This is a genomic window from Bacillus methanolicus (genome assembly GCF_028888695.1).
GTDB classification, from domain to species: domain Bacteria; phylum Bacillota; class Bacilli; order Bacillales; family Cytobacillaceae; genus Bacillus_Z; species Bacillus_Z methanolicus_B.
Map to the genome: position 1 here is coordinate 1,659,341 of NZ_PNFF01000001.1, position 22,945 is coordinate 1,682,285.

The 22,945-nt window shown below is 38.2% G+C and carries 26 protein-coding genes and 1 other RNA gene; 9 read left to right on the forward strand and 18 right to left on the reverse strand.

Features of this window, described 5'->3' with window-relative positions; genetic code table 11:
- Positions 1–4: 4 nt before the first annotated feature.
- The 6 genes from C0966_RS08280 to C0966_RS08305 all read right to left on the reverse strand — a co-directional run bounded on the left by C0966_RS08280 (position 5) and on the right by C0966_RS08305 (position 7,593).
- The gene (locus C0966_RS08280) at positions 5–2,077 is read right to left on the reverse strand and encodes a sensor domain-containing protein (protein ID WP_274854824.1); all 2,073 of its coding nucleotides are present in this window, start codon (positions 2,075–2,077) and stop codon (positions 5–7) included.
- Positions 2,078–2,189: 112 nt separating this feature from the next.
- Positions 2,190–2,588, reverse strand: an RNA gene (gene rnpB / locus C0966_RS08285) — RNase P RNA component class B.
- Between the two features lie 81 nt (positions 2,589–2,669).
- Entirely contained in the window at positions 2,670–2,972 is a 303-nt protein-coding gene (gpsB, locus tag C0966_RS08290) for a cell division regulator GpsB (RefSeq protein ID WP_274854825.1), read from the reverse strand.
- Between the two features lie 285 nt (positions 2,973–3,257).
- Positions 3,258–3,656: a CotD family spore coat protein gene (locus tag C0966_RS08295; RefSeq protein WP_274854827.1), complete on the reverse strand. Its 399-nt coding sequence runs from the start codon at positions 3,654–3,656 to the stop codon at positions 3,258–3,260.
- A gap of 357 nt (positions 3,657–4,013) precedes the next feature.
- A complete protein-coding gene (locus C0966_RS08300) occupies positions 4,014–5,300 on the reverse strand; it encodes a ribonuclease H-like domain-containing protein (protein WP_274854830.1) in 1,287 nt (428 codons plus the stop codon).
- Positions 5,290–7,593: a DEAD/DEAH box helicase gene (locus C0966_RS08305; protein WP_274854832.1), complete on the reverse strand. Its 2,304-nt coding sequence runs from the start codon at positions 7,591–7,593 to the stop codon at positions 5,290–5,292. Before C0966_RS08305 ends, C0966_RS08300 begins: the two co-directional genes overlap by 11 nt.
- 196 nt (positions 7,594–7,789) lie before the next feature.
- On the opposite strand from C0966_RS08305, the gene C0966_RS08310 reads away from it, so the two are divergent.
- Positions 7,790–8,482 carry a Crp/Fnr family transcriptional regulator gene (locus C0966_RS08310; RefSeq protein ID WP_274854833.1) on the forward strand — a complete coding sequence of 231 codons (693 nt, stop codon included), beginning with the start codon at positions 7,790–7,792 and terminating at the stop codon, positions 8,480–8,482.
- A gap of 296 nt (positions 8,483–8,778) precedes the next feature.
- A complete protein-coding gene (locus tag C0966_RS08315) occupies positions 8,779–9,252 on the forward strand; it encodes an Hsp20/alpha crystallin family protein (RefSeq protein WP_274854836.1) in 474 nt (157 codons plus the stop codon).
- A 365-nt stretch (positions 9,253–9,617) separates the two neighbouring features.
- Here C0966_RS08315 and C0966_RS08320 read toward each other — a convergent pair whose 3' ends face one another.
- A complete protein-coding gene (locus C0966_RS08320) occupies positions 9,618–10,190 on the reverse strand; it encodes a replication-relaxation family protein (protein ID WP_274854839.1) in 573 nt (190 codons plus the stop codon).
- Positions 10,153–11,280: an FtsK/SpoIIIE domain-containing protein gene (locus C0966_RS08325; protein WP_274854840.1), complete on the reverse strand. Its 1,128-nt coding sequence runs from the start codon at positions 11,278–11,280 to the stop codon at positions 10,153–10,155. Before C0966_RS08325 ends, C0966_RS08320 begins: the two co-directional genes overlap by 38 nt.
- Positions 11,281–11,312: 32 nt before the next feature.
- On the opposite strand from C0966_RS08325, the gene C0966_RS08330 reads away from it, so the two are divergent.
- Entirely contained in the window at positions 11,313–11,495 is a 183-nt protein-coding gene (locus tag C0966_RS08330) for a helix-turn-helix transcriptional regulator (RefSeq protein ID WP_274854841.1), read from the forward strand.
- A 183-nt stretch (positions 11,496–11,678) separates the two neighbouring features.
- Here C0966_RS08330 and C0966_RS08335 read toward each other — a convergent pair whose 3' ends face one another.
- The 8 genes from C0966_RS08335 to ltrA all read right to left on the reverse strand — a co-directional run bounded on the left by C0966_RS08335 (position 11,679) and on the right by ltrA (position 16,736).
- Positions 11,679–12,428, reverse strand: coding sequence for an N-acetylmuramoyl-L-alanine amidase family protein (locus tag C0966_RS08335; RefSeq protein ID WP_274854843.1), 750 nt, complete (start codon positions 12,426–12,428; stop codon positions 11,679–11,681).
- A complete protein-coding gene (locus C0966_RS08340; RefSeq protein WP_274854844.1) occupies positions 12,428–12,682 on the reverse strand; it encodes a hypothetical protein in 255 nt (84 codons plus the stop codon). Before C0966_RS08340 ends, C0966_RS08335 begins: the two co-directional genes overlap by 1 nt.
- 120 nt (positions 12,683–12,802) lie before the next feature.
- Positions 12,803–13,000, reverse strand: a complete 198-nt coding sequence (locus C0966_RS08345) for a hemolysin XhlA family protein (RefSeq protein WP_274854846.1) — start codon at positions 12,998–13,000, stop codon at positions 12,803–12,805.
- 103 nt (positions 13,001–13,103) lie between these two features.
- Positions 13,104–13,214, reverse strand: a complete 111-nt coding sequence (locus C0966_RS08350) for a CD1375 family protein (protein ID WP_274854848.1) — start codon at positions 13,212–13,214, stop codon at positions 13,104–13,106.
- Position 13,215: 1 nt separating this feature from the next.
- On the reverse strand, positions 13,216–13,665 hold the full coding sequence (locus tag C0966_RS08355; protein WP_274854849.1) for a hypothetical protein: 450 nt from the start codon (positions 13,663–13,665) through the stop codon (positions 13,216–13,218).
- Between the two features lie 11 nt (positions 13,666–13,676).
- Positions 13,677–14,033 (reverse strand): hypothetical protein, encoded by a 357-nt coding sequence (locus tag C0966_RS08360; protein ID WP_274854850.1) that lies wholly within the window; start codon positions 14,031–14,033, stop codon positions 13,677–13,679.
- Between the two features lie 240 nt (positions 14,034–14,273).
- The gene (locus tag C0966_RS08365) at positions 14,274–15,266 is read right to left on the reverse strand and encodes a DUF6273 domain-containing protein (protein ID WP_274854852.1); all 993 of its coding nucleotides are present in this window, start codon (positions 15,264–15,266) and stop codon (positions 14,274–14,276) included.
- 207 nt (positions 15,267–15,473) lie between these two features.
- Positions 15,474–16,736, reverse strand: a complete 1,263-nt coding sequence (gene ltrA, locus C0966_RS08370) for a group II intron reverse transcriptase/maturase (RefSeq protein ID WP_274853983.1) — start codon at positions 16,734–16,736, stop codon at positions 15,474–15,476.
- Positions 16,737–17,012: 276 nt separating this feature from the next.
- Here ltrA and istA point away from each other — a divergent pair, with 276 nt between their 5' ends.
- From istA to C0966_RS08395, 5 genes are all read left to right on the forward strand, one after another.
- Positions 17,013–18,302: an IS21 family transposase gene (istA, locus tag C0966_RS08375; protein ID WP_274854853.1), complete on the forward strand. Its 1,290-nt coding sequence runs from the start codon at positions 17,013–17,015 to the stop codon at positions 18,300–18,302.
- Positions 18,295–19,047 (forward strand): IS21-like element helper ATPase IstB, encoded by a 753-nt coding sequence (gene istB, locus C0966_RS08380; protein ID WP_274854855.1) that lies wholly within the window; start codon positions 18,295–18,297, stop codon positions 19,045–19,047. Before istA ends, istB begins: the two co-directional genes overlap by 8 nt.
- Before the next feature lie 453 nt (positions 19,048–19,500).
- Positions 19,501–19,839: a helix-turn-helix domain-containing protein gene (locus C0966_RS08385; protein WP_274854856.1), complete on the forward strand. Its 339-nt coding sequence runs from the start codon at positions 19,501–19,503 to the stop codon at positions 19,837–19,839.
- 166 nt (positions 19,840–20,005) lie between these two features.
- On the forward strand, positions 20,006–20,146 hold the full coding sequence (locus C0966_RS08390) for a hypothetical protein (RefSeq protein WP_274854857.1): 141 nt from the start codon (positions 20,006–20,008) through the stop codon (positions 20,144–20,146).
- Positions 20,115–21,257 carry a site-specific integrase gene (locus C0966_RS08395; protein ID WP_274854858.1) on the forward strand — a complete coding sequence of 381 codons (1,143 nt, stop codon included), beginning with the start codon at positions 20,115–20,117 and terminating at the stop codon, positions 21,255–21,257. The genes C0966_RS08390 and C0966_RS08395 overlap by 32 nt, the downstream gene beginning before the upstream one ends.
- 15 nt (positions 21,258–21,272) lie before the next feature.
- Here the strand turns inward: C0966_RS08395 and C0966_RS08400 are convergent, their stop codons facing one another.
- The gene (locus C0966_RS08400) at positions 21,273–21,812 is read right to left on the reverse strand and encodes a YppG family protein (RefSeq protein WP_274854861.1); all 540 of its coding nucleotides are present in this window, start codon (positions 21,810–21,812) and stop codon (positions 21,273–21,275) included.
- A gap of 389 nt (positions 21,813–22,201) precedes the next feature.
- Here C0966_RS08400 and C0966_RS08405 point away from each other — a divergent pair, with 389 nt between their 5' ends.
- Complete coding sequence (locus tag C0966_RS08405) at positions 22,202–22,411, forward strand: YppF family protein (RefSeq protein WP_274854862.1); 210 nt, start codon at positions 22,202–22,204, stop codon at positions 22,409–22,411.
- Positions 22,412–22,488: 77 nt separating this feature from the next.
- Here the strand turns inward: C0966_RS08405 and C0966_RS08410 are convergent, their stop codons facing one another.
- Positions 22,489–22,857, reverse strand: a complete 369-nt coding sequence (locus C0966_RS08410) for a YppE family protein (protein WP_274854864.1) — start codon at positions 22,855–22,857, stop codon at positions 22,489–22,491.
- Between the last annotated feature and the right edge of the window lie 88 nt (positions 22,858–22,945).

Consider the following 22,945-nt stretch of genomic DNA (forward strand, 5'->3'; position numbering starts at 1 on the left):
CCTGTTACAATAATTCAGGATCCCATTCTTCAAGAAATTTTTTAAGTTGTTCAAATTTGAGCGGTTTCGTTATGTAAAAGCCTTGGACTTGATCGCATCCTTCCGTAAGTAAAAAATCAAACTGCTTCTGATTTTCAACACCTTCGGCCACTGTAATCATCTGCAGCTGCTTCGCCATTGTAATGATTGCTTTCACGATAGAAGAATCCTCTTTATATTTATGAATGTTTTTTATAAAGCTTTTGTCTATTTTTAATGTGTCAATAGGGAATTTATTCAAATAACTAAGAGATGAATAACCTGTTCCAAAATCATCAACCGACAACTTGATCCCGAGCTGTTTCAGTTTAACTAGTTTTTTTATTGTTTCAGGAGCATTTGGCATAATAACCCGTTCGGTTAATTCAAGTTCAACACAATAAGGATTGATATTAGATGCTTGAATCATCTTATCGATTGTGTTTAAAAATCTGTCTTGAGCAAAGTGTTGAGCTGAAATATTTATGGAAACCTTAAGATTTAGGAAGCCATTTACATGCAGCTGTCTTATATCTTCTAACACTGTTTTAATTACCCATTCACTGATGGGAATAATCAATCCTGTGTCTTCTGCTATCGGAATAAAATCGCTGGGTGACACACTGCCAACTTCAGGTTGATACCAGCGGAGCAGAGCTTCAACCCCAGAAATTTTACCGGTTCTTGTTTCCACTTGCGGTTGATATTCAAGGAAAAACTCATTTCGGTCTAGGGCTTTTCGCAAATAGTTTTCAATTTTCATTTTTACCGGTTGATTGCTATGCATTTCCTTATGGTAAAACTCAAATTGATTTTTTCCGCGCTCTTTTGCCTGATACATCGCTTTATCGGCGTTCACCAATAAGTTTTTTACATTTATCCCATCAAACGGAAAAAGGCTTATTCCAATACTCGTTGATATATAAGCTTCATGTTGTTCAAGCATAAATGGTTCTCTAAGTGAATGGATAATTTCTTCCGCATATTTGGCTGCATCTTTTGGATGTTTAATATTAGGAATGACAATAACAAATTCATCTCCGCCAAGTCTCGCAATTATGTCTTTATTCCTTAAAAGTCCCTTTAACCTTGCAGCAACATTTTTTAAAAGTAAGTCACCGTAATTATGGCCCAGTGTATCATTAATATGCTTAAAACGGTCCAAATCCAAAAAAAGGACAGCAAGCTGCTGGTTGTATTTTTGTGCAGTGTTCAACAATTCTTCGAGCCTTTTTAGTAATGAGTAACGGTTGTCCACACCTGTCAATGAATCATGATGGGCAAGAATACGCAGCTGCTCTTCGGTGTTCTTCCGGTCTGTAATATCTGAAAATACTCCAATGTAATTTGTCACGTTTCCGTCTTCATCCTTAATCGTGCTAATTGTCAGCCACTCCGGATAGATTTCGCCGTTTTTTCGTTTATTCCATATCTCTCCCTTCCATTTTCCCTTTTCAAAAATATCTTTCCACATCTTTTCATAAAACTTTTGTTCATGAATACCGGATTGGAGGAGATTTGGGTTTTTGCCAATTACTTCTTCTTCATGATAACCGGTGACAATCTCAAAAGCAGGATTTACAGATAGTATTTGACCATTTTCGTCTGTTACCATAACACCTTCACTTATGTTTTCAAACACTTTTGCTGCTAAACGAATTTCGCTTTGCGATTTTTTCTGCTTTGTCAAATCTCTGAAAACAATTACGTAATTAATAAGCTTACCGGCTTCATTGTAGACAGCACTTGCATTCATCCATTCCTGATAAATCTCTCCGCTTTTTCGTTTTTTCCAGATTTCACCTTTCCATTTTCCTTCACTATGTAAATGGTTTTTCATACTCTCATAATCGTTTATGTTTACAAACAAACTGGAGAAATCAGTGCCCCGTAATTCTTCTTCGCTATATTCGGTTACCTTTTGTCCCCATGGGTTCATACAAAGTATTTGAAAAAATGGATCCAAGACGATCATACCCTCTTGCATTCTTTGGAATACAATGTCTGCCAGCGATTCAATTTCTTTTTCATTCTTTTCGTTTAACATTTGAAATTTCATTGCCCTCCAGTCCTAATATGACATAGTTGAAGCATATTAAAAAAACAATATAAGAAAAGCTCTCCTTAACAGAGGAGAGCCTTTGTTTATCATACATATTCCATTAATAACGTTCTGTAAGCCATGTTCTGTACCATCGTACTATAACGACTTTCGTCTCGTACTCCGGCGGTAATCATCTATCTACAGATTGAATCATCAATCTGTCCTTCTCCTCGTTCATTTCCTCAGAGAAGGTGCCCCTACCATTATTTGGGTTTCTCGCTCGCGGGGTTTACCTCGTTCCACCCTTTTCATTTCTGAAAAGGCTTCGTCACTGTGGCACTTTTATAGGTACTCATGCCATATCCAACAGGACTTAGGCATTTTCCCAGCCGTCAGCCGAGCCCAAACGGCCCAACTGCCCTAGCTTATGATTTCGCTAGGCACGAACACTACGAGCATCTCAGCTCGTGCGAGCATGGACTTTCCTCTGCAACTGAATAGCCAGTTACAGCGATTACCCGAACGTTATTAATGACTTCAAATGATATTATATGTAATGCAGGCATCAATATCAATGGTTTTCAAATAGAAAATAAACCAGCTATTATCAATCATACAATTTGTTGCCGAACACATGTTTTTCAAGGTTGGAGAGGCGTTTTAAAATATCAAAGTTCGTTGTTCCGGCAACCGCCTGTGTGTTTTGGCGTTTTGAAGATTCTTCCAACTGTTTTTTCAACTTCAAGTTTTCTTGCTTCAAATCTTCAATTTCTTGATGAAAGGTTTCATAATCTTTAATAATTATATCTAAAAACTTATCTACATCTTCCTGTTTATAGCCGCGCATTGCTGTTTTAAATTCTTTTTCCAAAATATCCTTCGCTGTTAACTTAATTTTATCAGACAGCATGACACTCACCTCAATATTTCGCCATCGTTACATAATATTCTTTCAAAAATATGCATAATTGTCAATTTATCTTTCAAATGTTATTGATCAAAGCGCTTCTCTTTTTAACTGTTCTTCCTTTATTGCAGTTAGTAAGTCAAATGATCTTCATTTGCATTTACGCTTTAGAATTAGCCGGCAAATCATGGCTGCCGGCATACAAAACAATGATATGAAATTATATCGCAAAATATGTATGTAAGTAAACAAGGGCCGTTTCAGCCCTTGTTTACTTACTAAATCCAACTATCTCCAATTTGGCGGTTTTTGTGCACCCGGATAATCAAAAGCACCAGCTACTTCACCTGGTCCCATGCCTGGTCCATAACCCGGTCCATACCCTGGCCCGAAGCCCGGTCCTGGTCCATAGCCTGGTTCAAACGCACCGGCTACCGCACCCGGTCTTGGCCGAGGACCGAATCCTGGCACAGGGCAAGGCGGGTTAAAAAAATGTTGATTGGTTACTTTATTCACGACCGACTGCGATTGCGGGAAGTGATGCTGGTGTTGGTAATTAATGTGGTTTACCGTTGTTGTATGAGTCGGATGGATATGGGGAACCACATTATTAACGAAATTATGATCTACACAGCATTTTGTAGGATGAACAACTGCAGGTAATATATGACTTGGTTTACAAAACATTTCGCTTTCTCCTTCCTAGTAGACTTATTACATTAACAGCCTATGTAGGATAGGGGATTCTTGTACTAATGAAAGAACCTATTTTCTTAATATTTAGGCGGCGAATTCTTCAAATAAAAACGGTTTATAAAAATGTATAAAAACTATCTTTTAGTGTAGTAAAAATAAATGCAGTTAAACAGATTACTAGGAAAAACAAAAATAGTAGAGTTCTATACACTGCGATCAGCCTCACAAATATTTTCTATTTTCCGTTTGAATCATTCCATTCAATTTTACATTTTACTCTTTTCAATAGGTGCAGACAACTGGAAAAAAGCCGTTTTCGGAAGAAAATTGTTAAGAATTTGTTACAAATTAAAAGATTAAATTACTGTTTCTGTTTGTCTCTGAGTGCTGATATTTTTTCGATAATCTTGTGATCCTTTTATTTATTTCTTCTAAAAAAGGATCGCTTTTTACCCGCAATACTTTTAATTGCTCTTCATGAATCTTTTTGGCTTTTTCTGCATAATTAAGGGCTTGTTCATAATCTTTTTTCCAATGTTCAAGCAGCTTTGCCGCCTCAATGCACGCTTCTTTTTGTGCTTTTTTATTTCCGTGCTTACAAACTTCATGAAAGAGTGACAAAGCTTCATCCCGGTTCTTCTGCTTCTTTTGCTCGTATGCCAAGGCAATCTTGGCAGAAATTGCTTCTTGTCCAGAATGATTTGCAAGCTGTGAAAATACGTTCCGGGCAGCTTCTGATTCCCCCAGCGCCGCATACCATCTTCCTACTTCATACGTTTCTTTACTCGTTTGATTGGCGTCAAGCCCGAGCAATTGAAAGGAAAGATGGGTATACAGTGTAATTAAAGACAAAATATCCCTTTCATTGTGCTTCAAGATTCCAAACATACCTTCAGGATTTTTTCTTTCCACAAAATCAAAATAAATCATTGGTGCAAGGAAACCCGGAATATCATCTTTTCTTTCTATTTCTAGTATTTCTTTTTCAACTGTCGATAATTTTATATTATCGAGTTTATGTTTCCATATTCTTCTGGCCGCATGGTAAAGATCAAAATGCCCGAAAGGAGGAAGCTTAGGCACATGCTCCCTGATTAATGTATGCCTAGTTTTTACTTGAGGCCAGTCAAAAGATTTCCCGTTGTACGTTACTAGCGTCCTGTAATCAACATTTTCCAAGAAGCTTTGATACAGCGGGATTTCCGCTCCCGGGTGGGGAAGAATGTGCTGTTTCAAAATAAAATTCGATCCTGAAACACTCGCATGTCCAAGCAAAAAAATCGTATTGCCCGCACCTCCGCCAAGGCCCGTTGTTTCCGTATCAAAAAAGAAAAGATCACCCGGTTCATATCCAGCCGCTGAAAGCGGATGGGAAATGTCCGAATGATTCCAAGCATGAACGGCCTCAATAAAATCACTGAAGCGATATTTTCCATGCTTATAAGCAAGAGGATAGACGACTTCGCGTACGAAGCAATAACTGTTATCGAAAAAAAATGGCGTTGTATTTTCCTTTTTCCACTCTTCTAAAAAAGGAATTTCCATTTCCATGACACTTTGTTTCTCAATATGAATCGATTTTTCTTCCCTCACAAGATTGGATTTGAGCCGGTTTAATTTATTTTTAATTGTCATGATTTCTCATCCCTTGTGGTACAGCATCGGAAATTAACATGTCCAATAATTTCAAAACATCATTTTTCACAGTGGAGCTTTCGCTCTCAATGCCAATGCATGATGGACAGCCATGTTCGCAACGGCAGGTATGAACCATTTGTTTTGTTTCCTTAAGGACTGTTTCCATTCCCTCGTAAATTTTTTCGCTTAAGCCAATTCCGCCCGGATAACGGTCATAAAAGAAAATGGTCGGCTTTTCATTATGAGCCGCCTTCACTTGCGGAACAACATGAATATCCTGCGGATCGCACATCACAAACAAAGGAGCGATATGTTTTAGTGCATGAGCGGCGCCGATTAACCCCTGTTCAAGCCGGTCCTGCCCCATATCTTTTAACTCTTTTTTCAATGAGATCCAAGCTGAACTCGTGTGCAGTTCTTCCTCGGGAAGATGAATAGGGCCTGATCCAATATTTTCGTGCGTTTCAAATTTGATTTTTTTGAAAATCGTCGCCATCGCGCGGACGCTAACATCGCCGAACGAAATTTCGGTTTCGTTGTCGTCCCTCGTTTTATCCACTTCAAGTACTTTCAGTTCTACGGCAAGATTCGCATCGGTAAAATAATCGACATTTACTTCCCTGACATATGCCTTTTTTTCTTCCCAATCAAGCTTTTCGACTTGATATTGAACTCCTTGATGCAAGTAAATGGCCTCTTCATGCAATAGCGTCATCGCTGAAAAACGGTCCATTTCACCGATCACTTTCACATTTGCCACATCTGATTGGTCGATGATTACAACGTTTTCCTGTGATGCCGACCGCAAACTAATATTGTGGGCAGGGAACGAGTCGTTCATCCAATACCATTTATCACCGTTTTGAAACAACACTCTTTCTTCCGCAAGAAATTCCAAAATATCCTCCGTTTCGGCTGTACCGAATTTCTCTCCTTGTTTAAACGGCAATTCAAATGCTGCACATTTCATATGATCAACTAAAATAATGAGATTGTCCGGATTGATTCTGGCTGTTTCCGGGCTTTTATTAAAGAAAAAATCCGGGTTTTGGATAATATATTGATCTAAAGGGCTCGAGCTCGCAACGAGGATGACAAGCGACTCTCCGTGCCTTCTGCCGGCCCTTCCCGCCTGCTGCCAGGCGCTTGCTATTGTACCGGGATAGCCTGTCATAATGCACACTTGAAGCTGCCCAATATCAACGCCTAATTCAAGGGCATTCGTACTGACAACCCCATAAATTTCGCCGGAGCGAAGGCCTTTTTCAATTTCCCTCCGTTCAGTAGGCAAATATCCGCCTCGATATCCTCTGATCGATTTTTTCCCTAACTGATATTTTACGAGGTCCTGCAAATAAGTAAGCAAAATTTCAACCCGTACCCTGCTTCGTGCAAATACAATCGTTTGGATTTTGTTTTTCAACAACTCTCCTGCAAGCTTTCGAGCTTCAAGTGTGGCGCTTCTTCGAATGTTTAAAGGCTTATTGACAACCGGGGGGTTGTAAAATAGAAAATGCTTTCTTCCGCTTGGAGCCCCGTTATTGTCAATCAGCACCATTTTCTTTTCAGTAAGAGTTTCAGCCAGTTCAAGCGGATTGGCAATTGTTGCTGATGTACAAATAAAAATCGGATCGTTTCCGTAAAACCGGCAAATCCTTCGCAGGCGCCTGATGACATTGGCAACATGGCTGCCGAATACTCCTCTGTAAATATGAAGTTCATCGATCACGACATATTTCAAGTTTTCAAATAAAGAAACCCATTTTGTATGATGAGGAAGGATAGCTGAATGAAGCATATCAGGGTTCGTTATGACGATGTGTCCGGCTTTCCGGACTTTTTGGCGTATATTTGATGGAGTATCACCGTCATATGTATAACTGTTGATACTCAGCCCTGTTTCCTGTATCAACTCATTGATTTCGCTTTTTTGGTCTTGCGCAAGCGCTTTTGTCGGAAAAATATATAAAGCTCTCGCATTCGGATCATTGATAATTGTCTCGAGAACCGGCAAGTTATAACATAATGTTTTTCCGGAAGCAGTCGGAGTGACAGCAACAATGCTTTTGTTTTCCATGACAGCATCAAAGGCTGATTTTTGATGGGTGTATAGCTTGTGAATTCCTCTATTCGCAAGTGCTTGCTTTAAGGACGGATGGATTCCTTCAGGCAATTCGACTGACTTGGCTTCTCTTTCTTCAATCGTGTGCCAGTGGACAATGTTTTTCCTGAAGTCATCGTTATTTTTAAAAATCGACAGTATATCTTGTAAATTTTTCCGAACGTTCAACTCTCTCACCTCATACCATCTATTGTAGCGAATAGACGTTCGTTATAAAAGAGAATTATACGCTTTATGTTTTTCTAATTTTTGTATAATGGGTCTGACCCTTTGCTTATGAGCCAGCCCCGGCAGGTTATCATTACCTATAAACATAACCATTTGTTACAATATGTTCAACAGTTCAATCTTTTGAGGTGAAATCATGAACAATGAGGAAATAACAAACGCGCTTTCTGCTTTCGATCTTTTTAGGGAACTAAATGATCAGGAAATAGGAAAAATAGTTTCTGTGTCTTTATCGAGAGAATGGAAAAAAGGCAGCCATGTCTTTATGCAAGGAGAACCACTGGAAAACGTATATTTTATTCATGATGGAAAAATTAAAATTTACAAAACAGATATACATGGAAAAGAACAAATCATCGCAATCCTGAAAAAAGGAGATATGTTTCCACATGTCGGTTTTTTCCGTAAAGGTGAATACCCTGCTTTTGCAGAAGTAATTGAAAAATCAACACTGGTGGTTGTGCCGATATCCGGCTTTGAAAATGTACTTATCGAAAACCCTAAACTATGCATAAAAGTCTTTAAAATTCTTGGTGAAAAAATCGTTGACCTCCAGAACCGGCTCGAAGAACTAATTTTAAATAATACATACGAACAAATCATCAAACTTCTTATCAGGCTTGCAAAAGAACATGGTGCTAATTTAGGTAACGGCAGCTTTTTACTAAAAGCTGAATTCACGAATAAAGACCTGGCAAACATGATTGGTACGACAAGAGAAACTGTAAGCCGTACATTGACCAAAATGAAAAAAGAAAATTTGATCGAAATGGACGTAAACGGAGACATGATTTTAACCCCGGAACGGTTATTAGAAGAAATATTATGATTCAGAAAGGGGCAGCTGACTTATAAGGGTCTGACCCCTCCGGAAATGACAAAAGATAGAATTGTTTTTTCAGAGTTTGCCTTCTATCTTGTTTCGGAGGGGTCTGATAATCCCCTCCCTCAAATCATTACACAGTCTTAACATACAATCATTTTTTACATGAGCGTGTGATAAACATCACATTGGAGCTATCTGTCATAAATCGTTCAAATTTTATTTACCTATTTCACGGCACCCTTGTTCTTATCAGAACATATTATATTGTGAATAATTCTGCAAAGAGAGGAGATTCCCCTATGTCTTCAAATCTGCCAATCGATCCTAAACGGAACAGACAGGAACCGTTCGGAGAAATAATGAAATCAATGAATGATTTTTTTAACGAAAAGCCTGTCAAAGGTTTCCTGCAAACCATTGATGAATTTTTCAAGTCCCCTTTTCCGCCTTCCTCTTTTCATGTAGATGTAACAGAAACGGACAGAGAACATATCGTGGCAGCCGAATTGCCGGGGGTAAAAAAAGAACAAATTCATATCAATGTAATAGGCAATTATTTAACAATTTCCGTTAACAGGGATGAAACAATATCAGAACAAAATGAAACTACTAAATCATTCCGAAGAAGACAATCTATTCAGCGAACAAGCAGAACGATCGGCTTTGATCAGCCTATTAACGAAAAGAAAGTAAAGGCCTCCTATAAGAACGGATTGTTAGAAATACGGATTCCAAAGCTCAAAGGAAAGAAAATCATAATTGACGCTGAATAGATGAAAAAAGCATCCGCACAAAAACGTGCATGGATGCCCAAAAGATGAATGAAACATATAATTTCAACCAAAGGCTCATACGTTGTGCATATATCGGCAATGCAGGAGCCTTTATTTCTTATCTCTTTTTGTATATGTGGTCTTAATTCAATATTTCCTGATTAATAAATAAGTAATATTATGCCTTAAACATTCCTCCAAGCCCTTTTATCATCGAAGAGAAATGACAATGTAATATCCTTTAGCTTCCTTTATATTCTTTTCACCACCTTAAGAAGTCTGTAACTCGTTCATTTTCTTTAACATATTGTATGTGTGTGATTTTTGTGTGGTCATGTGGTCATTTTGATCCTTGACCACATTTTTCATTTTATCTCCTCAAACGTATGCACTTTATACCGCATTCCTCTTAACAATTCCTCAAACTTCCGCTTCCTTATTTCAGTCGTGGTAAAAAAATACAGGATCGGTACATTCTCTTTCACATGCGGCAATACTTCACGATATGCTTCGATTTTTCTTTTATTCTCTGCCATGCTTTGTGTGTTATCAATCTCGACCAAATGTAAATAGCCATTTCGTTTATATACAGCGTCGCAGACGACTTTTTTCTTATTATTAAGTTTCACCCCTAAACAATGAATTTCAAAGTTGCTTGGTGGTCTTAAATTAGCTTCAATAGCATATTCGTTTTGCCAGTCATAAGGACAACCAAAATAGATATAAACCTCATTTCGTAATAGAGAATGAGCCATTTGAGTGGATTTCTTTATCTCTTTTTCGGAACCAATTAACTCTAATCCCTCTTTGTTTAGATAGATGACTTTTTCCCTTTCGAAAAACGTTTCATGGACGTATGGCTTTAGCTGATTCACAACTCGACAGGCATTCCGATAACTTTTAAGATCGTGAATTTGTTGAAGGTGCTTGATCTTCACAACCCCCAGTCGATCTATCGTTGTCAACAGGCTTTCGATTCGCTGTTGAGTTGAGGATAACATCTGATTTCGCCTCCATCATGCTAAACATCATTTTGTCGTCGATATACGGTACTTGCACAATTCGTTTCTTTTCCATTTTGTAAATGGCCCGCCCCGGGATTGGCGGTAATTCTTCCGCTCCTTTCTCGTCGAGGATCACCATGCTTGCAACTTGTGCTGCAGCGATAAAAGATAATCGGGCAACAATGTTCATTTTTACCTGCATTGGTACGGCTTGTTTTGTCGGATATTGGGTACAATATAAAAGTCTTAGCCCAAGTCCACCTCCGATTCTAGAGATTTCACTTAAAGCGGACTGGCAGTATTGAGCGTATTTTCTTGCTGTTCCAGTCAGAATATCTGGGGCTAATTCTGCACCTTCATCTACAATGATGAAGGTTCTTTTTTGGATAGGTGTATCAACTATATTTGTATAGCCCTTTCCCCTAAATTCCGCTTCCCTTTTCTTTAAGTCCTCAACAATCTCATTTAATACTTCTGCTGCTTCAAATACGTCACAAGCAACGCTTTTTACTTGAGGCAGGGATAAATACTTATAAAACTCCAAACCGCCTTTTAAATCCAAAATATAAAACTCTACGTTATCTGGTTGATTCATTAGTAATGTGTGAAAGGTTTCTTTCAGGAAAACGGTTTTTCCGAATCGAGTTACACCGCCTGTCAGCAAATGCGGGTATTTTTCAAAGTCGTGATATAGAATTCCTTTATGGTTCATTCCTATAGGCACTTCCCATTTATTGGGACGCAATAACCGTTTATCGAAAGTCCATTTATTTGGGAGTGAGTGTTCAAAGACATGTAATTTCAACATTCCATCATGTTCATATTCCACTTCTAGTTTACCGACTTCAAATATTTTTTGGATCTTGTCTTTGTCTTTCGTCTTTCCCTTTGGGATAAAGGCTGCACCTGCCATAGCTAAGGGTATAGCTAACCATTCGATCATGTTGTTACCTCCAATTTTTCTCTTGTCTTTCGTTGCTTCACGATATCCATCAAAAATACTTTTAATAAAAGAATTAAGCATATAGCCCTCCTTAATATCCTAAGATAGAATTGTTGAGGGTATCTAAGTATCGCAGGGAATTCATTCAAAAGGAATTAGGTATTAGTAAAAACACACTTACAAATTGGTGTTCAGGACATACTTATCCAACCATTGACAAAGCATTTCTTTTAGCTGATTTATTGGGAGTAAACATCGAAGACTTGTATGAACGAGTAAAGGAGAATAAAGAATGATGTATGAGACATACCATACTCCAAGCTGGGATTGGGAAAAATCAAAAGATCATTACTTCGGGAAAACTTATAACTGTGAATATTGCGGTTGTACCTTAGAGGATCACGAAATTTTTCTTTGTGGAGGGAAAACATATTGTGGATGTTGTAAATAAAAAAGCCCCTCGAAAAAAGGGGCCTTTTTTATTTTATTTTTCCTTCTCTAATGCCTTTAATTACTCCATATACAACTTTCCAAAGATAAAGCTGATTCACTGTCCGCTCCGGATTTTTTCCATCAGTGATACCTAACTTTGTCAGTTCCTCAATCATTCGTTTTTCTTGATCGTTTAATTGGTAACTAGTCACTTTTGTTTCCTCCTGTTTTGCTTTTTTCTTCAATCCGTACTGTTCCACTAACCCAGCTAAAATTGCACCGGCAACAATCCGTCTATAATTATCGGATTTTAGCAATTTCGCTTCTTCCTGATTAGTCATAAACCCACACTCAACAAGGATTGCGGTCATTTTTGTCTCACGAAGCATGTGAAGATCGCCTTCTTTTACGCCTCGGTCTTTCAACCCTGTTGCTTTGATTAAGTTAGATTGTACTTTTTGAGCAAGCGAATAAGCTTCTTTCAAGCTTTTCTTGTATACAAACGTTTCAATTCCGCAGGCGTCGTTCCAGGTTGATCCATACGCATTTGCATGAATATCAATATGAACATTTGCACCCCAAGCATTTGCTCGGTCCGAACGTTCTTGCAATGGAATATCTCTTTGTCCTGTTGGATCGTCCAATCGCAAAACCGCTACATCTTCATAGTTTGCTAGTTCTGCCATCAAATATTTAACGACAGCGGAATTAAATTCCCATTCCTTCATACTTCCATCCGGTGTTTGTTTTCCGGGTGTTGTTTTAGCGTGGCCTGCTGATAAAGAGATTTTGAACATTATTTATCCTCTCCTTTTTCAAGTGCATATTTCACTCCAGCAACCGAACCAATGCCATACAATGCATATTTCAACCCACCTATCAAAACTTCAAAAGAAAAATCGTTGTTCTCAAAGATAGAGAAAGCAACGCCGAGTACAACCGCAACGATTGGTATATAGCGATTTGAAAGGTTTGTAGCTTGACGGATAGCATACAATAGCACTGCCAATGCAACGTATGCCGTGAATTCAATCGAGAAAATAGCTTCCATTTGAACCTCTCCTTTATGTGTTTGTATTACTTTAAATTATGCGATTTATAGGACAAGGGAAACGGCAAAAGTATAGCGATTCGACAAATTGTTGCTTGTCTAACCGCATGATAGCTTCCATCATTGCATCCCTCCTTGAACAATAAAAGTTAAAAGAGCCCCTATAAAACCACCAACGATCAAACGTAAGATCCACGTTGTGTTGCTTTTGATTGCCGTGATATCTTCACGCATATCTTTGATGTTTGATTCAGCTACAGCCAACCGCGTTTTGACATCGACCATATCAGATTCCAGTTTCTGTACACGATGTTCCATATGCTCCCTCCCAAATAAAAAGAGGACCGAACGGCCCTCCTTTATGGCATAAAAAATACACCTACTATTCAGTGGTGTTTGTTGGTTGTATATTATCGTCTTACTATTCAGTATCAGAATCCAATAAAGCCTGAACATCAGCTCGCCATTTCAAAGGCACATCATCAATCGTCCGTAATCCTTTTTTGATTAATTCGTAATAGATTTTCGCCATATTAGTTCCCTCCCGCTACAAGTTCAGCTAATTCTGCAATAGCAAGTTGTAATTCCGTTTTTTCTTGTTCGTGAGATTCAGCCATTTCGGCGATAGACAACATTAATTCAAGGTTTTGTTCTTCTAACTCTTTGATTTGTTCCGTCAATGGTTTCTGAAAAACAGGCTCTTGTGGCTCGGTTACGTTCGGATCAGGATATGAAAACTCTAATTCTAGCGTTTCGGGATTCACGCGGTATCCGTTGCATTGAGCAAAATCTTCCGCATATTGACCGTATTCTAATTTGATAACACCAACGGTATCACGAACACGCTCTTTTAACGCTTGATATGTTTCAAAATCTTGATCTATGGTTGTTTCAATGACTGCACCCATTTTTTCGCCTGTGTCTAAAATGACGTTTCCTATTGATTTATCGAAGTAAATCTTACGTCCAATTTGATTTATCATTTTAACCCTCCTTATTCATAAGCTAACCAATAAACGTTTTGTCCAGTTCCCCAACCTGTCGTTTCAACTACACCGCCATTTGAATTTATCTGAGAATTAGTAGAGTTAAAAAGACTGCCATTAGTAATATTAAACGTATCAAATCCTGTACCATTTCGAATTTTGTTGTCAATTATACCTGCTTGGAAGTAGTTACTATGACCGCCTGCGTACCTCGCTACTAATATAACGCTAGGTCTAAAACTTAGTCCACTAATTGTAACAGTTGAACTTCCACTAGTTGTTGCTGTACCACTCGCCCACTTCTTCCCTAATGGAATCCCATTTACCGCACTCACAAACGCACTAAATGGGTCGGTATCATTCATCGTTCCGCCCTTCGCACGAATCGCCGAGCCTAATTGCGCCTTAATTCCATCGAGAAATGATTTTAAGTCCTGTACACCTTTAACCGCGCTTAATATGTCGTCATTCGCGTGTAATTGTTTACTAAACGTATATGTCCAAACATTGTTTCGTGAACCATTATGCATTTCGATTGTAAGCGTATGGTTTCCGTATTTAAGTGCATCCCATTGAGATTGGTTAAGACTAACAGTAAATTGCTGTCAGTTTGATGGGCTTGTTCGTGTATTTATAACAGTACCGTTAATCTTTTCGGTGATCGTTCCCATTGTTCCGTTTGTTGTAATGGAATAGGTCAAAATATTATTTTTGTCAGCAGATGTTTTTTGATCAATAGAACCTTGCGGAACAGAAATTTGTGTATCAACAAAAAGCAAAATATACGCACCATCTACATCGGGTGTGTCTGAAACAGCAACAGTATTTTCTATATTTAGTGCGGGCCGAATACCTCTAAAACCAACATTTGCGTTGTCGGCGATGAGTCCACCATTACTATCTAAACACCTAACGCTGTAAGTGGTGGCGGTATAAGGTGTTCTTAGAAACCATTGCCAAGGTTGACTTGCATTTAAGCCGCCGGCTGTATATTCGCTGCTTGAAACTGCTTCCGCTGTTGGATATGCCTTCCTTGCTTCATTGCTGTTAAAGATAGAAAACGGTGTTCCTTCTGCTACCGCGTTTTCGTCTCCAAGCCCTACTTCTGTTCTGGAAAGAAGAAATATCTTATCTTGAACAGTTTCGCTTCCACCGCCATCATACACCGCGCTTTTCGCAACTGTTAAAGTTGTCAGAAGTAACTTTGTTTTAAGTTCACTTGAAAAGTTTGATAAAAATCCAGCTTCTGCTTCGTATTCATTGTGGTTGCCATAGACATTTGTATCACTGGGTGGAGTATCATAACCGTGTTGAGCCGAATACCATGGAGAAGTGTCTTTATTTAGCCATTGTCGGATGTTTGAATGAATGTATCTATTGTTACCATAGTTTGAACGGTCAACATTCGGATTTGCAGGTTCTTTTGCGTCAATGGCTTTTAGTGTAATGATTTTTTCTGTCAATAAAGTGACTGAATTAGCCGGATAACCCGGATGGTTTTTATCAATAATTTGAAAGATTATCGGTTTACCGTAATATTTTGTGTTTAAATCCTTTACCTTTGCCCCAATAGGCAAGTTTGTTATTGGTTGCGGCACTTATCTCACCTCTCTTACATGTTCAAAATGTTATTTACCGATGTAATAACATGTTTCATTTAATTTTTTTAAAAAACTTTTTTCGTACCATGTTTTGTAGGGTTGAGAAACCGCTTAAGGTAAAGCATAATCGAGTAGGAGGGGGTGGCTAACCCCCGACCTCTCACACCACCGTACATACGGTTCCGTATACGGCGGTTCGAAAGTTTATGAAATCACAGTTGCGAGGGATTTCAAACCTTGCTCTTGCCAATATCGATTATTTAAGGCAAGATTAATGATAGGGTTGTTGGAAATTCGCCAATATCCTTTCCGGGTGTTAGCGTTTTTCCATGCTTCCTCCTCAGAAATACCGAGTTTTAACAGGTTTCGGTATTTCGTTTTGACCTTTTTCCACTCTTTCCATCGGCATGCCCTCAGCCTACGACGGATGTGTGAATCAGTTTTAATTGCGTATGTCTTGATATCTGCAATTTTAAAGTAATTCCCCCAGCCTTGTACCAATTGGTTTATCTTCTGGATTCGTTCTTCCATACTGACGCCCCAGTTCCGATTGGTTAATTTCTTTAACTTTGTTTCAAACCTTTCCTTTCTTTGCTGTGGCACGAATACCCTTATCTCATTCTGTTTCCGATAGAAACTTACTCCTAAGAATATCCGTGCACTCGGCTTTCCCACTGCGCTTTTCTCCTGATTGACCTTCAGTTTGAGCTTCTTCTCAATAAACTTAGAAATTCCTGTTTTCACTCTTTCTCCCGCTTTCATGCTTTTGACGAAGATATTGCAGTCGTCTGCGTATCTGACAAACCGAAGTCCTCTTCGTTCTAATTCCTTATCTAACTCATTCAACATGATATTGCTCAAAAGCGGACTTAACGGTCCTCCTTGCGGGGTTCCTTCTATGTTCGGCTTTACCAGGCCATTTTCCATAATCCCAGCTTGTAAATATCTTCTAATGAGTTTCAAAGTTGGTTTGTCTGTGATTGTTTTAGCGACTAAGGACATGAGTTTATCATGTTGAACCCGATCAAAAAATTTTTCTAAGTCTATATCTACCACAATGTTGTATCCATCTTCGATATATTGTCTTGCCTGCTCAATTGCTTGGTGGGCGCTTCTGTTTGGTCTGAAACCATAGCTATAGGGACTAAACTGTTTCTCAAATATGGGCGTAAGTTTTTGGACTACGGCTTGTTGGAAAATGCGGTCGGTGACGGTCGGAATGCCTAGCTTTCTTTTCCCACCGTTAGGCTTTGGAATTTCAACCCTTCTTACTGGTTTTGGTTTGTATTTCCCTTCTCTTATGAGTTGGACAAGTTTATATCCTTCCTCCTTCAAGTAAAGGTGAGTAGCTTCTATATCTTTCCCATCGACACCGGCTGCTCCTTTGTTTTTCTTAACCCTCTTGAAGGCTTTATTCAGGTTGTCAGGGTCTAATATCCTATCAATTAAGCTTTCTTGTGATTCCATATTGTTCCCATGCTATCGAGGTTGAACAAGGAGAACTCCACGCTATATAGAGATATTCAGTTTTCCGAACCTTCTATCTTTACATAGCCATTATTGAAATGTTGGCTGTTTCTTCGTTCCCTTGTAAATAGCTCTAGCACAGTCGCTCCTTTCGTTCCGTCCTTCTTAGTCCACCAGGACTAATATATAAATGCTAGTTTAATAATGTACAAAATTGATTAGATAAGAATGTACAGTTTTGACACTCCCATGCATACTGGTTTTGAGGTGAATTGTATGCATGTGAAATTGGATATAACAACAGACATTCAAATTGAAAGTCTTGTTGATTTACCAAAACTAAAAATTCTTATGGAGAATCTGAATATGAAAATTAATAAGAGTAAACTGGCACGAGAATTGAACGTGGATAGGAGAACGATTGATAAATATCTGAAAGGCTATGTGCCACAAAAGAAGCGGACAAGGACGTCCAAGATTGATGAATACTACGGTGTTATTTCTCTGTTGCTTTCAAAGGAATCCAAACAAGTCTTCTACTATAAGCGTGTTCTTTGGCAGTATTTAAAAGATAACCATGGTTTGGACTGCTCGCAATCGGCTTTTCGGGCCTACATCTCCCGTAAACCAGAATTCCAATCGTATTTTACCGAAGGCAAACGAACAAATTCAGTTCAACCGGTAGTTCGCTTTGAGACACCTCCTGGCGAACAGGCGCAATTCGATTGGAAAGAGAATATCAAATATATAACAAAAGATGGTGAAATTCTATATGTCAATGTAGGTGTTTTTCTCTTGTCTTATTCACGGTTTCGAACATTTCAATTATCCATCTCTAAGTCGCAAAGCGTGTTGATGTCATTTTTGATGGAGAGTTTTGAAGCGATTGGAGGAGTACCAAAAACAATTGTCACAGACAATATGAAAACGATCATGGATGAAGCAAGAACAGAATATTCAAAAGGTGTCGTAAACGAACGGTTTGATCAATTTACGAAAGACTGTGGATTCGAACTCAAACCTTGTATAGCCGGAAGACCAAACACAAAGGGTAAGGTGGAAACACCTATGAAATTAATAGATGAAATCCATGCGTATCAAGGCAAATTCGATTATGAGGAGCTCCATGAATTTGTACAATCTCTCTGTGAACGCATTAATCAAAGTTATCATCAAGGAACAGGGAAGATTCCTATCCTGGCTTTTGCGCAAGAAAAAAATCTCTTACTGCCCTTACCATGGAAACAAATAAGAGATTCTTATAAAATCAATCATACACTTGTAAAAGTGAATCCTTCCAATATGATTTCGTATAAATCGAATCAATATTCAGTTCCAGCTGAATACAAAGGAAAAACCGTCGGTTTACAAGTTTATGATGACCATATCCATGTTTATTATAACACGATTTTAATCGCCAAACATAGGATTAGTCAATTGAAACTCAACTACAAAGAAGAACATTACGTAAACGCTTTGTCGAAGGGACTGCCGCATCATCCGAATATTGACGAACTAGCGAAAAAGAATCTACTCGCGATTCATGAGGTATATAAAAATGAATAGCAGCTACCAACAATTAATCCAAAACTTGGAGTACTTAAAGTTAAAACAAATGGTCCATCACCTTGGCGAAACGATTGATTTTAGCATGAATAACCAGTTATCGTTCGTTGATACGCTCGTAAAATTGACGAATTATGAAATTGATATGCGAGAGAAAAATATGATTAACTCTATGGTTAAGGTGGGGGCTTTTCCCCACCTAAAGGAGATCAAAGATTTCGATTTTGACTTTCAGCCATCGATTAATAAGCAGCAGATTCTCGATTTTACATCATTACGATTTATCGAAGACAAAGAGAATATCGTATTTTTAGGACCGAGTGGTGTTGGAAAAACACACTTAGCCACCGCTATTGGTATTGCAGCAGCCAAAAAGCGAACTAGTACTTATTTTATCAAGTGCAATGAATTGATCTTACAATTGAAGAAAGCAAAAATGGAAAATAGATTAGAAAACCGATTGAAGCACTATGGCAAATACAAGTTATTAATCATTGACGAAATCGGTTATCTTCCAATCGACAAAGAAGATGCTAAGTTGTTCTTTCAGTTGATCGATTTACGGTATGAGAAAAGGAGTACCATCCTCACAACAAACGCCAATTTTAAAGTATGGGATGAGGTATTCCAAGATTCCAAATTAGCAAATGCCATATTAGATCGTGTATTGCATCACGCAACGGTCGTCAATATAATTGGCGATTCCTATCGAATTAAAAATCATTTAGAAAAAGAAAATGAGTAAAAATGTACATCCTTAAACAGTCAAAAGTGTACATGTTTAAGTTGACATTTACACTAATACTATGACTTCAGCTGACTTCTCTTGGTTCAACTACTTATCGCTAAGTAGGTTCCTTCTAGGGGTACCAGGAGACCTCCCGGGGTAAGTCCACTCACTTTCTCCTCATATATCTGCCACATTTATTCCCATTCCATCCGGGGATATTTTGGACTTTGTTTTGTTATGCAAACTCGTCCTGAAATGAGAACCTCAAATGTGATTCGTGTACCTCAGACCAAGGATTTGCCTAGGGCTTCCTTCAGATTCCGCGTCACCGCGGACACCCTTGCCTTCAGCTAATGGTTCGCATATCCCAACGCCCATAGCGGACTTTCACCGCCTAGTTAGTGGACATGCCCGGCGCACATAAAAGTATTGTTTCCTTATAAGAAACAATTAAAGGTGGTGGAAGATATGAAGGAAGTCGGAATGCAAATTAGAAAAATCAGAGAAGAAAAGGACATGACTTTAGAAGAATTAGGAAAAAAGATTGACCTGACGAAAGGATATCTTTCCAAGCTAGAAAGAGGAGAAAAGCCGATAAATCTGAAAAATCTTAAACGAATCGCTGATGCCTTAGACGTAGATGTTACAGATCTGTTCCCTAATAAAGAAAAAGTGAAAAACCCTTTTACACATGAAGAAGATTGGGTATTTGTGGTTGAAGAATTAAAAAAGAGAGGGTTTTCAGCAGGTGACATTTACCTCAAAATTGCACAAGAAGCAATCGAACGTGACAAAAAGCGTGATTAAAAAGACCTAAAAAAACACAAAGTGTTCACATTCGACAAATTTAGCCCCTTTTTGTCGAAATTGTGCAATATTGGGAAACATTCTCCCCTTCGGAAATATGTAGTATAATATACTTGAAAGGAACGTATGTTCGTATTTTGTTTACATGTTCGAGGGGGCTACTATCATGAGAAAGATTTTGAAAGTGGACGAGTTACCTAAAGGCTTCATTTACTTTTCAAAGACACATATCGTTGAAGGTACTGGAAAAAAATTTGACGGGAAGGTGATGAAGCATGAAGGGTTACATTCGAAAAAGGGGGAATAGTTGGTCGTTCACAGTTGACATTGGAAAAGATCCGCGGACAGGTAAGAGAAAACAGAAAACACGATCGGGTTTCAAAACCAAAAAAGAGGCCCAAGCTGCACTCGCTGAATTGATTACTAATGTAGATAAAGGAACGTACAAGGAACCACACAAGCGATTATTTAAAGATTTCTCTTTAGAGTATGTCCAAAACACTTATAAGAATAAAGTAAAAGCTTCGACTTATGAGAGAACATATTCGTTATTAGTTAATCAGATTATCCCTTGGTTTCAGAATGTGGAACTTGAAAAGATTGATCAGGACCTTATTCATCAATTCTACACAGAAAAGATAAATGAAGGGTTATCGTCAGCTTACGTTAGAAGAATGCACGAAGTTATCAAAATGCTATTGCGTAGAGCGAAAACAAGAAAATTGATAACAGAAGATATCGCCTCTCTCATTGAAGCGCCAAGATTGGAGAAAAAAGAGATGCAAACGTGGTCTATTGAGGAAGTAAATGAATTCCTCAAATACACGAAACATTCACGTTATCACCCTGTTTTCTTTTTGGCTGCGTATACCGGCATGAGGAAAGGCGAAATTCTTGCTTTGCATTGGGATGATATCGACTTTGAAAAGAAAACTATTACCATCAAAAAAACTCTTTACAGAATTAAAGATCAGTATTTATTAACCGAACCTAAAACACTAAATGCAATACGAACTATTTACATTGATGATGATATCGTAAGAGTATTAAAAAAGCAAAGAGTGAAACAAAATTTAGAAAAATTAAAATATGGCGGTGTATATCAGGATCAAAATTTAGTATTCGCCCAAGAAGACGGAAGTTTTGTACAACCATCAGCCGTGAATGCTCTTTTCCTCCGATTTATTCGACAAATGGGCATAAAAAGAATCAGGTTCCATGATTTACGTCATACACATGCAACGATCCTCCTTCAAATGGGAGTGAATCCAAAAATCGTTGCGGAACGGTTGGGCCACTCCAGTGTTCAAATTACATTAGATACTTATTCGCATGTTTTGCCGTCTATGAAAAAAGATTTAGCCGAACAATTCTCAAAAGCCATGAAACGTGGTCAAAATGTGGTCAATCGTGAATAAAAGGCATAGAAAATACTATGCCTTAAGCATTCCTCCAAGCCCTTTTATCATCGAAGAGACTTGGGATACTGCATTCATCATTTGACCTGTTGTGTTGATCATTTTGTTAAAGTCAATGGTTCCATCCTGGTTTTTAAAGGAATTTATAATCGATTGAACTCCGGAAGGCTGCTTTGCCATATACTGCAATTTTGGATAAGGATTTGTAACAGGATAAGGATTTATTTGCTGGGAATAAGGCTGTGAGTAACCTTCGTCTGCCGGCTGCAATGGGTTTTGAAAAAGGATGTTCGAGTAGCTTTGCTGTCCATTGTATGGATTTGCGTTATTCTTATGATTCCCGTATGAAGGATGCATCGGATTCATTGCTGGTGCAAATTGTTGCTGGTGGGCGTAAGTATTCCAGAACATCGGGTGATTAAAATCCGCGAATGGAACCATCTGCCGGTTCGAAAAGTCGATACCCGGTACAGGAGAATAATAGGGAAATCCAATTTGTCCTTGCCAAAACGGAAAGTTTATATCATAGGCTGGTCTCTTATTTCGGCCAAACATGGGCAAACGTCCTCCTTAAATATTTCACTGCTACATATTATGCAATTACAAAAGATAGGTGAAAGCGGAGGAATTTCTTCTCTATTTGTGGAAAAGGGGCGGAGCTACGCTAACAAAGATAGAAATGACAACTTATGGTTTAGCAACATACTTGTTTAGCTTTGTAAATATTATGTGGCTTGGCTTCGATCACACCGCCTTATTATGTTGGTTTTATTTTATAATGGAAGTTATTTCCATGTTAGGGTCGGGAGTTTAAAACACATACACGTTTTTTGTCAAACGGCGAGGGATATTGTCGTAAAGTTTGATTTTTCAAAAAATAAGGATTATTCATTATCCATGATAAAATAATTGCAAAGGGGATTAAGATGAAGGAGGAATTGAATATGAATATTCACGAGCTAAAAATGAAATTTGGACAAAAACGCGATTACATTACAGAAAATGTAAATCAATTATTGGATTTTGCGAAAAAAGCGTACATCCATAATGAAATATCTATTAATGACTATCGCAATCTTGTCCGTGAGCTTGAAGCTTTAGGCGCAACTATTCCTGATACTTTAAACGACGACTCCCTCATCGAGAACGCCTAAATGTAAGCGCATTAATGTAAGCGCATCAATAAAACGAAGCAATGGGGCTGGCTCAAAAGCAAAGGGTCAGGCCCTTTTTATTTTTTGCTTTCGAGTTGCATTAATATACCTGTCAAAAGAAAACGGACAGACTGAAAATGATCGAGGAACCGCTTTCGGCTCGTTGTTGAATAGAACGCTTGAATCGAAATCATTTCGATATTTTCCGAGCAAACTTCAATTTGTTTTATATGAAAATTTCTGGGTGTTTCTTTCGTAATCCAATCGATCGCAGCGTTCTTCCATTGGCCATTTAATTTTGCAGTTTCATCCGCAAAAGGCTTTACTTCTCTATAGAAATCAGCGTCTGTTTTCGACTCTTTTATCTCTTCAAATCGAGCGTTTGCTTTTTCTGCCGCCTCTAAAAGGGCTTTTGCATAGTCATAAAGCTCTTTATACTCACTCATTTTTTCTTCTCCCAATTAAAAATAATAATAAAAAAGTAGCCTTTATTAAAGCTACCGACCACGTCATCTCTTTTTATTTTATTTAATT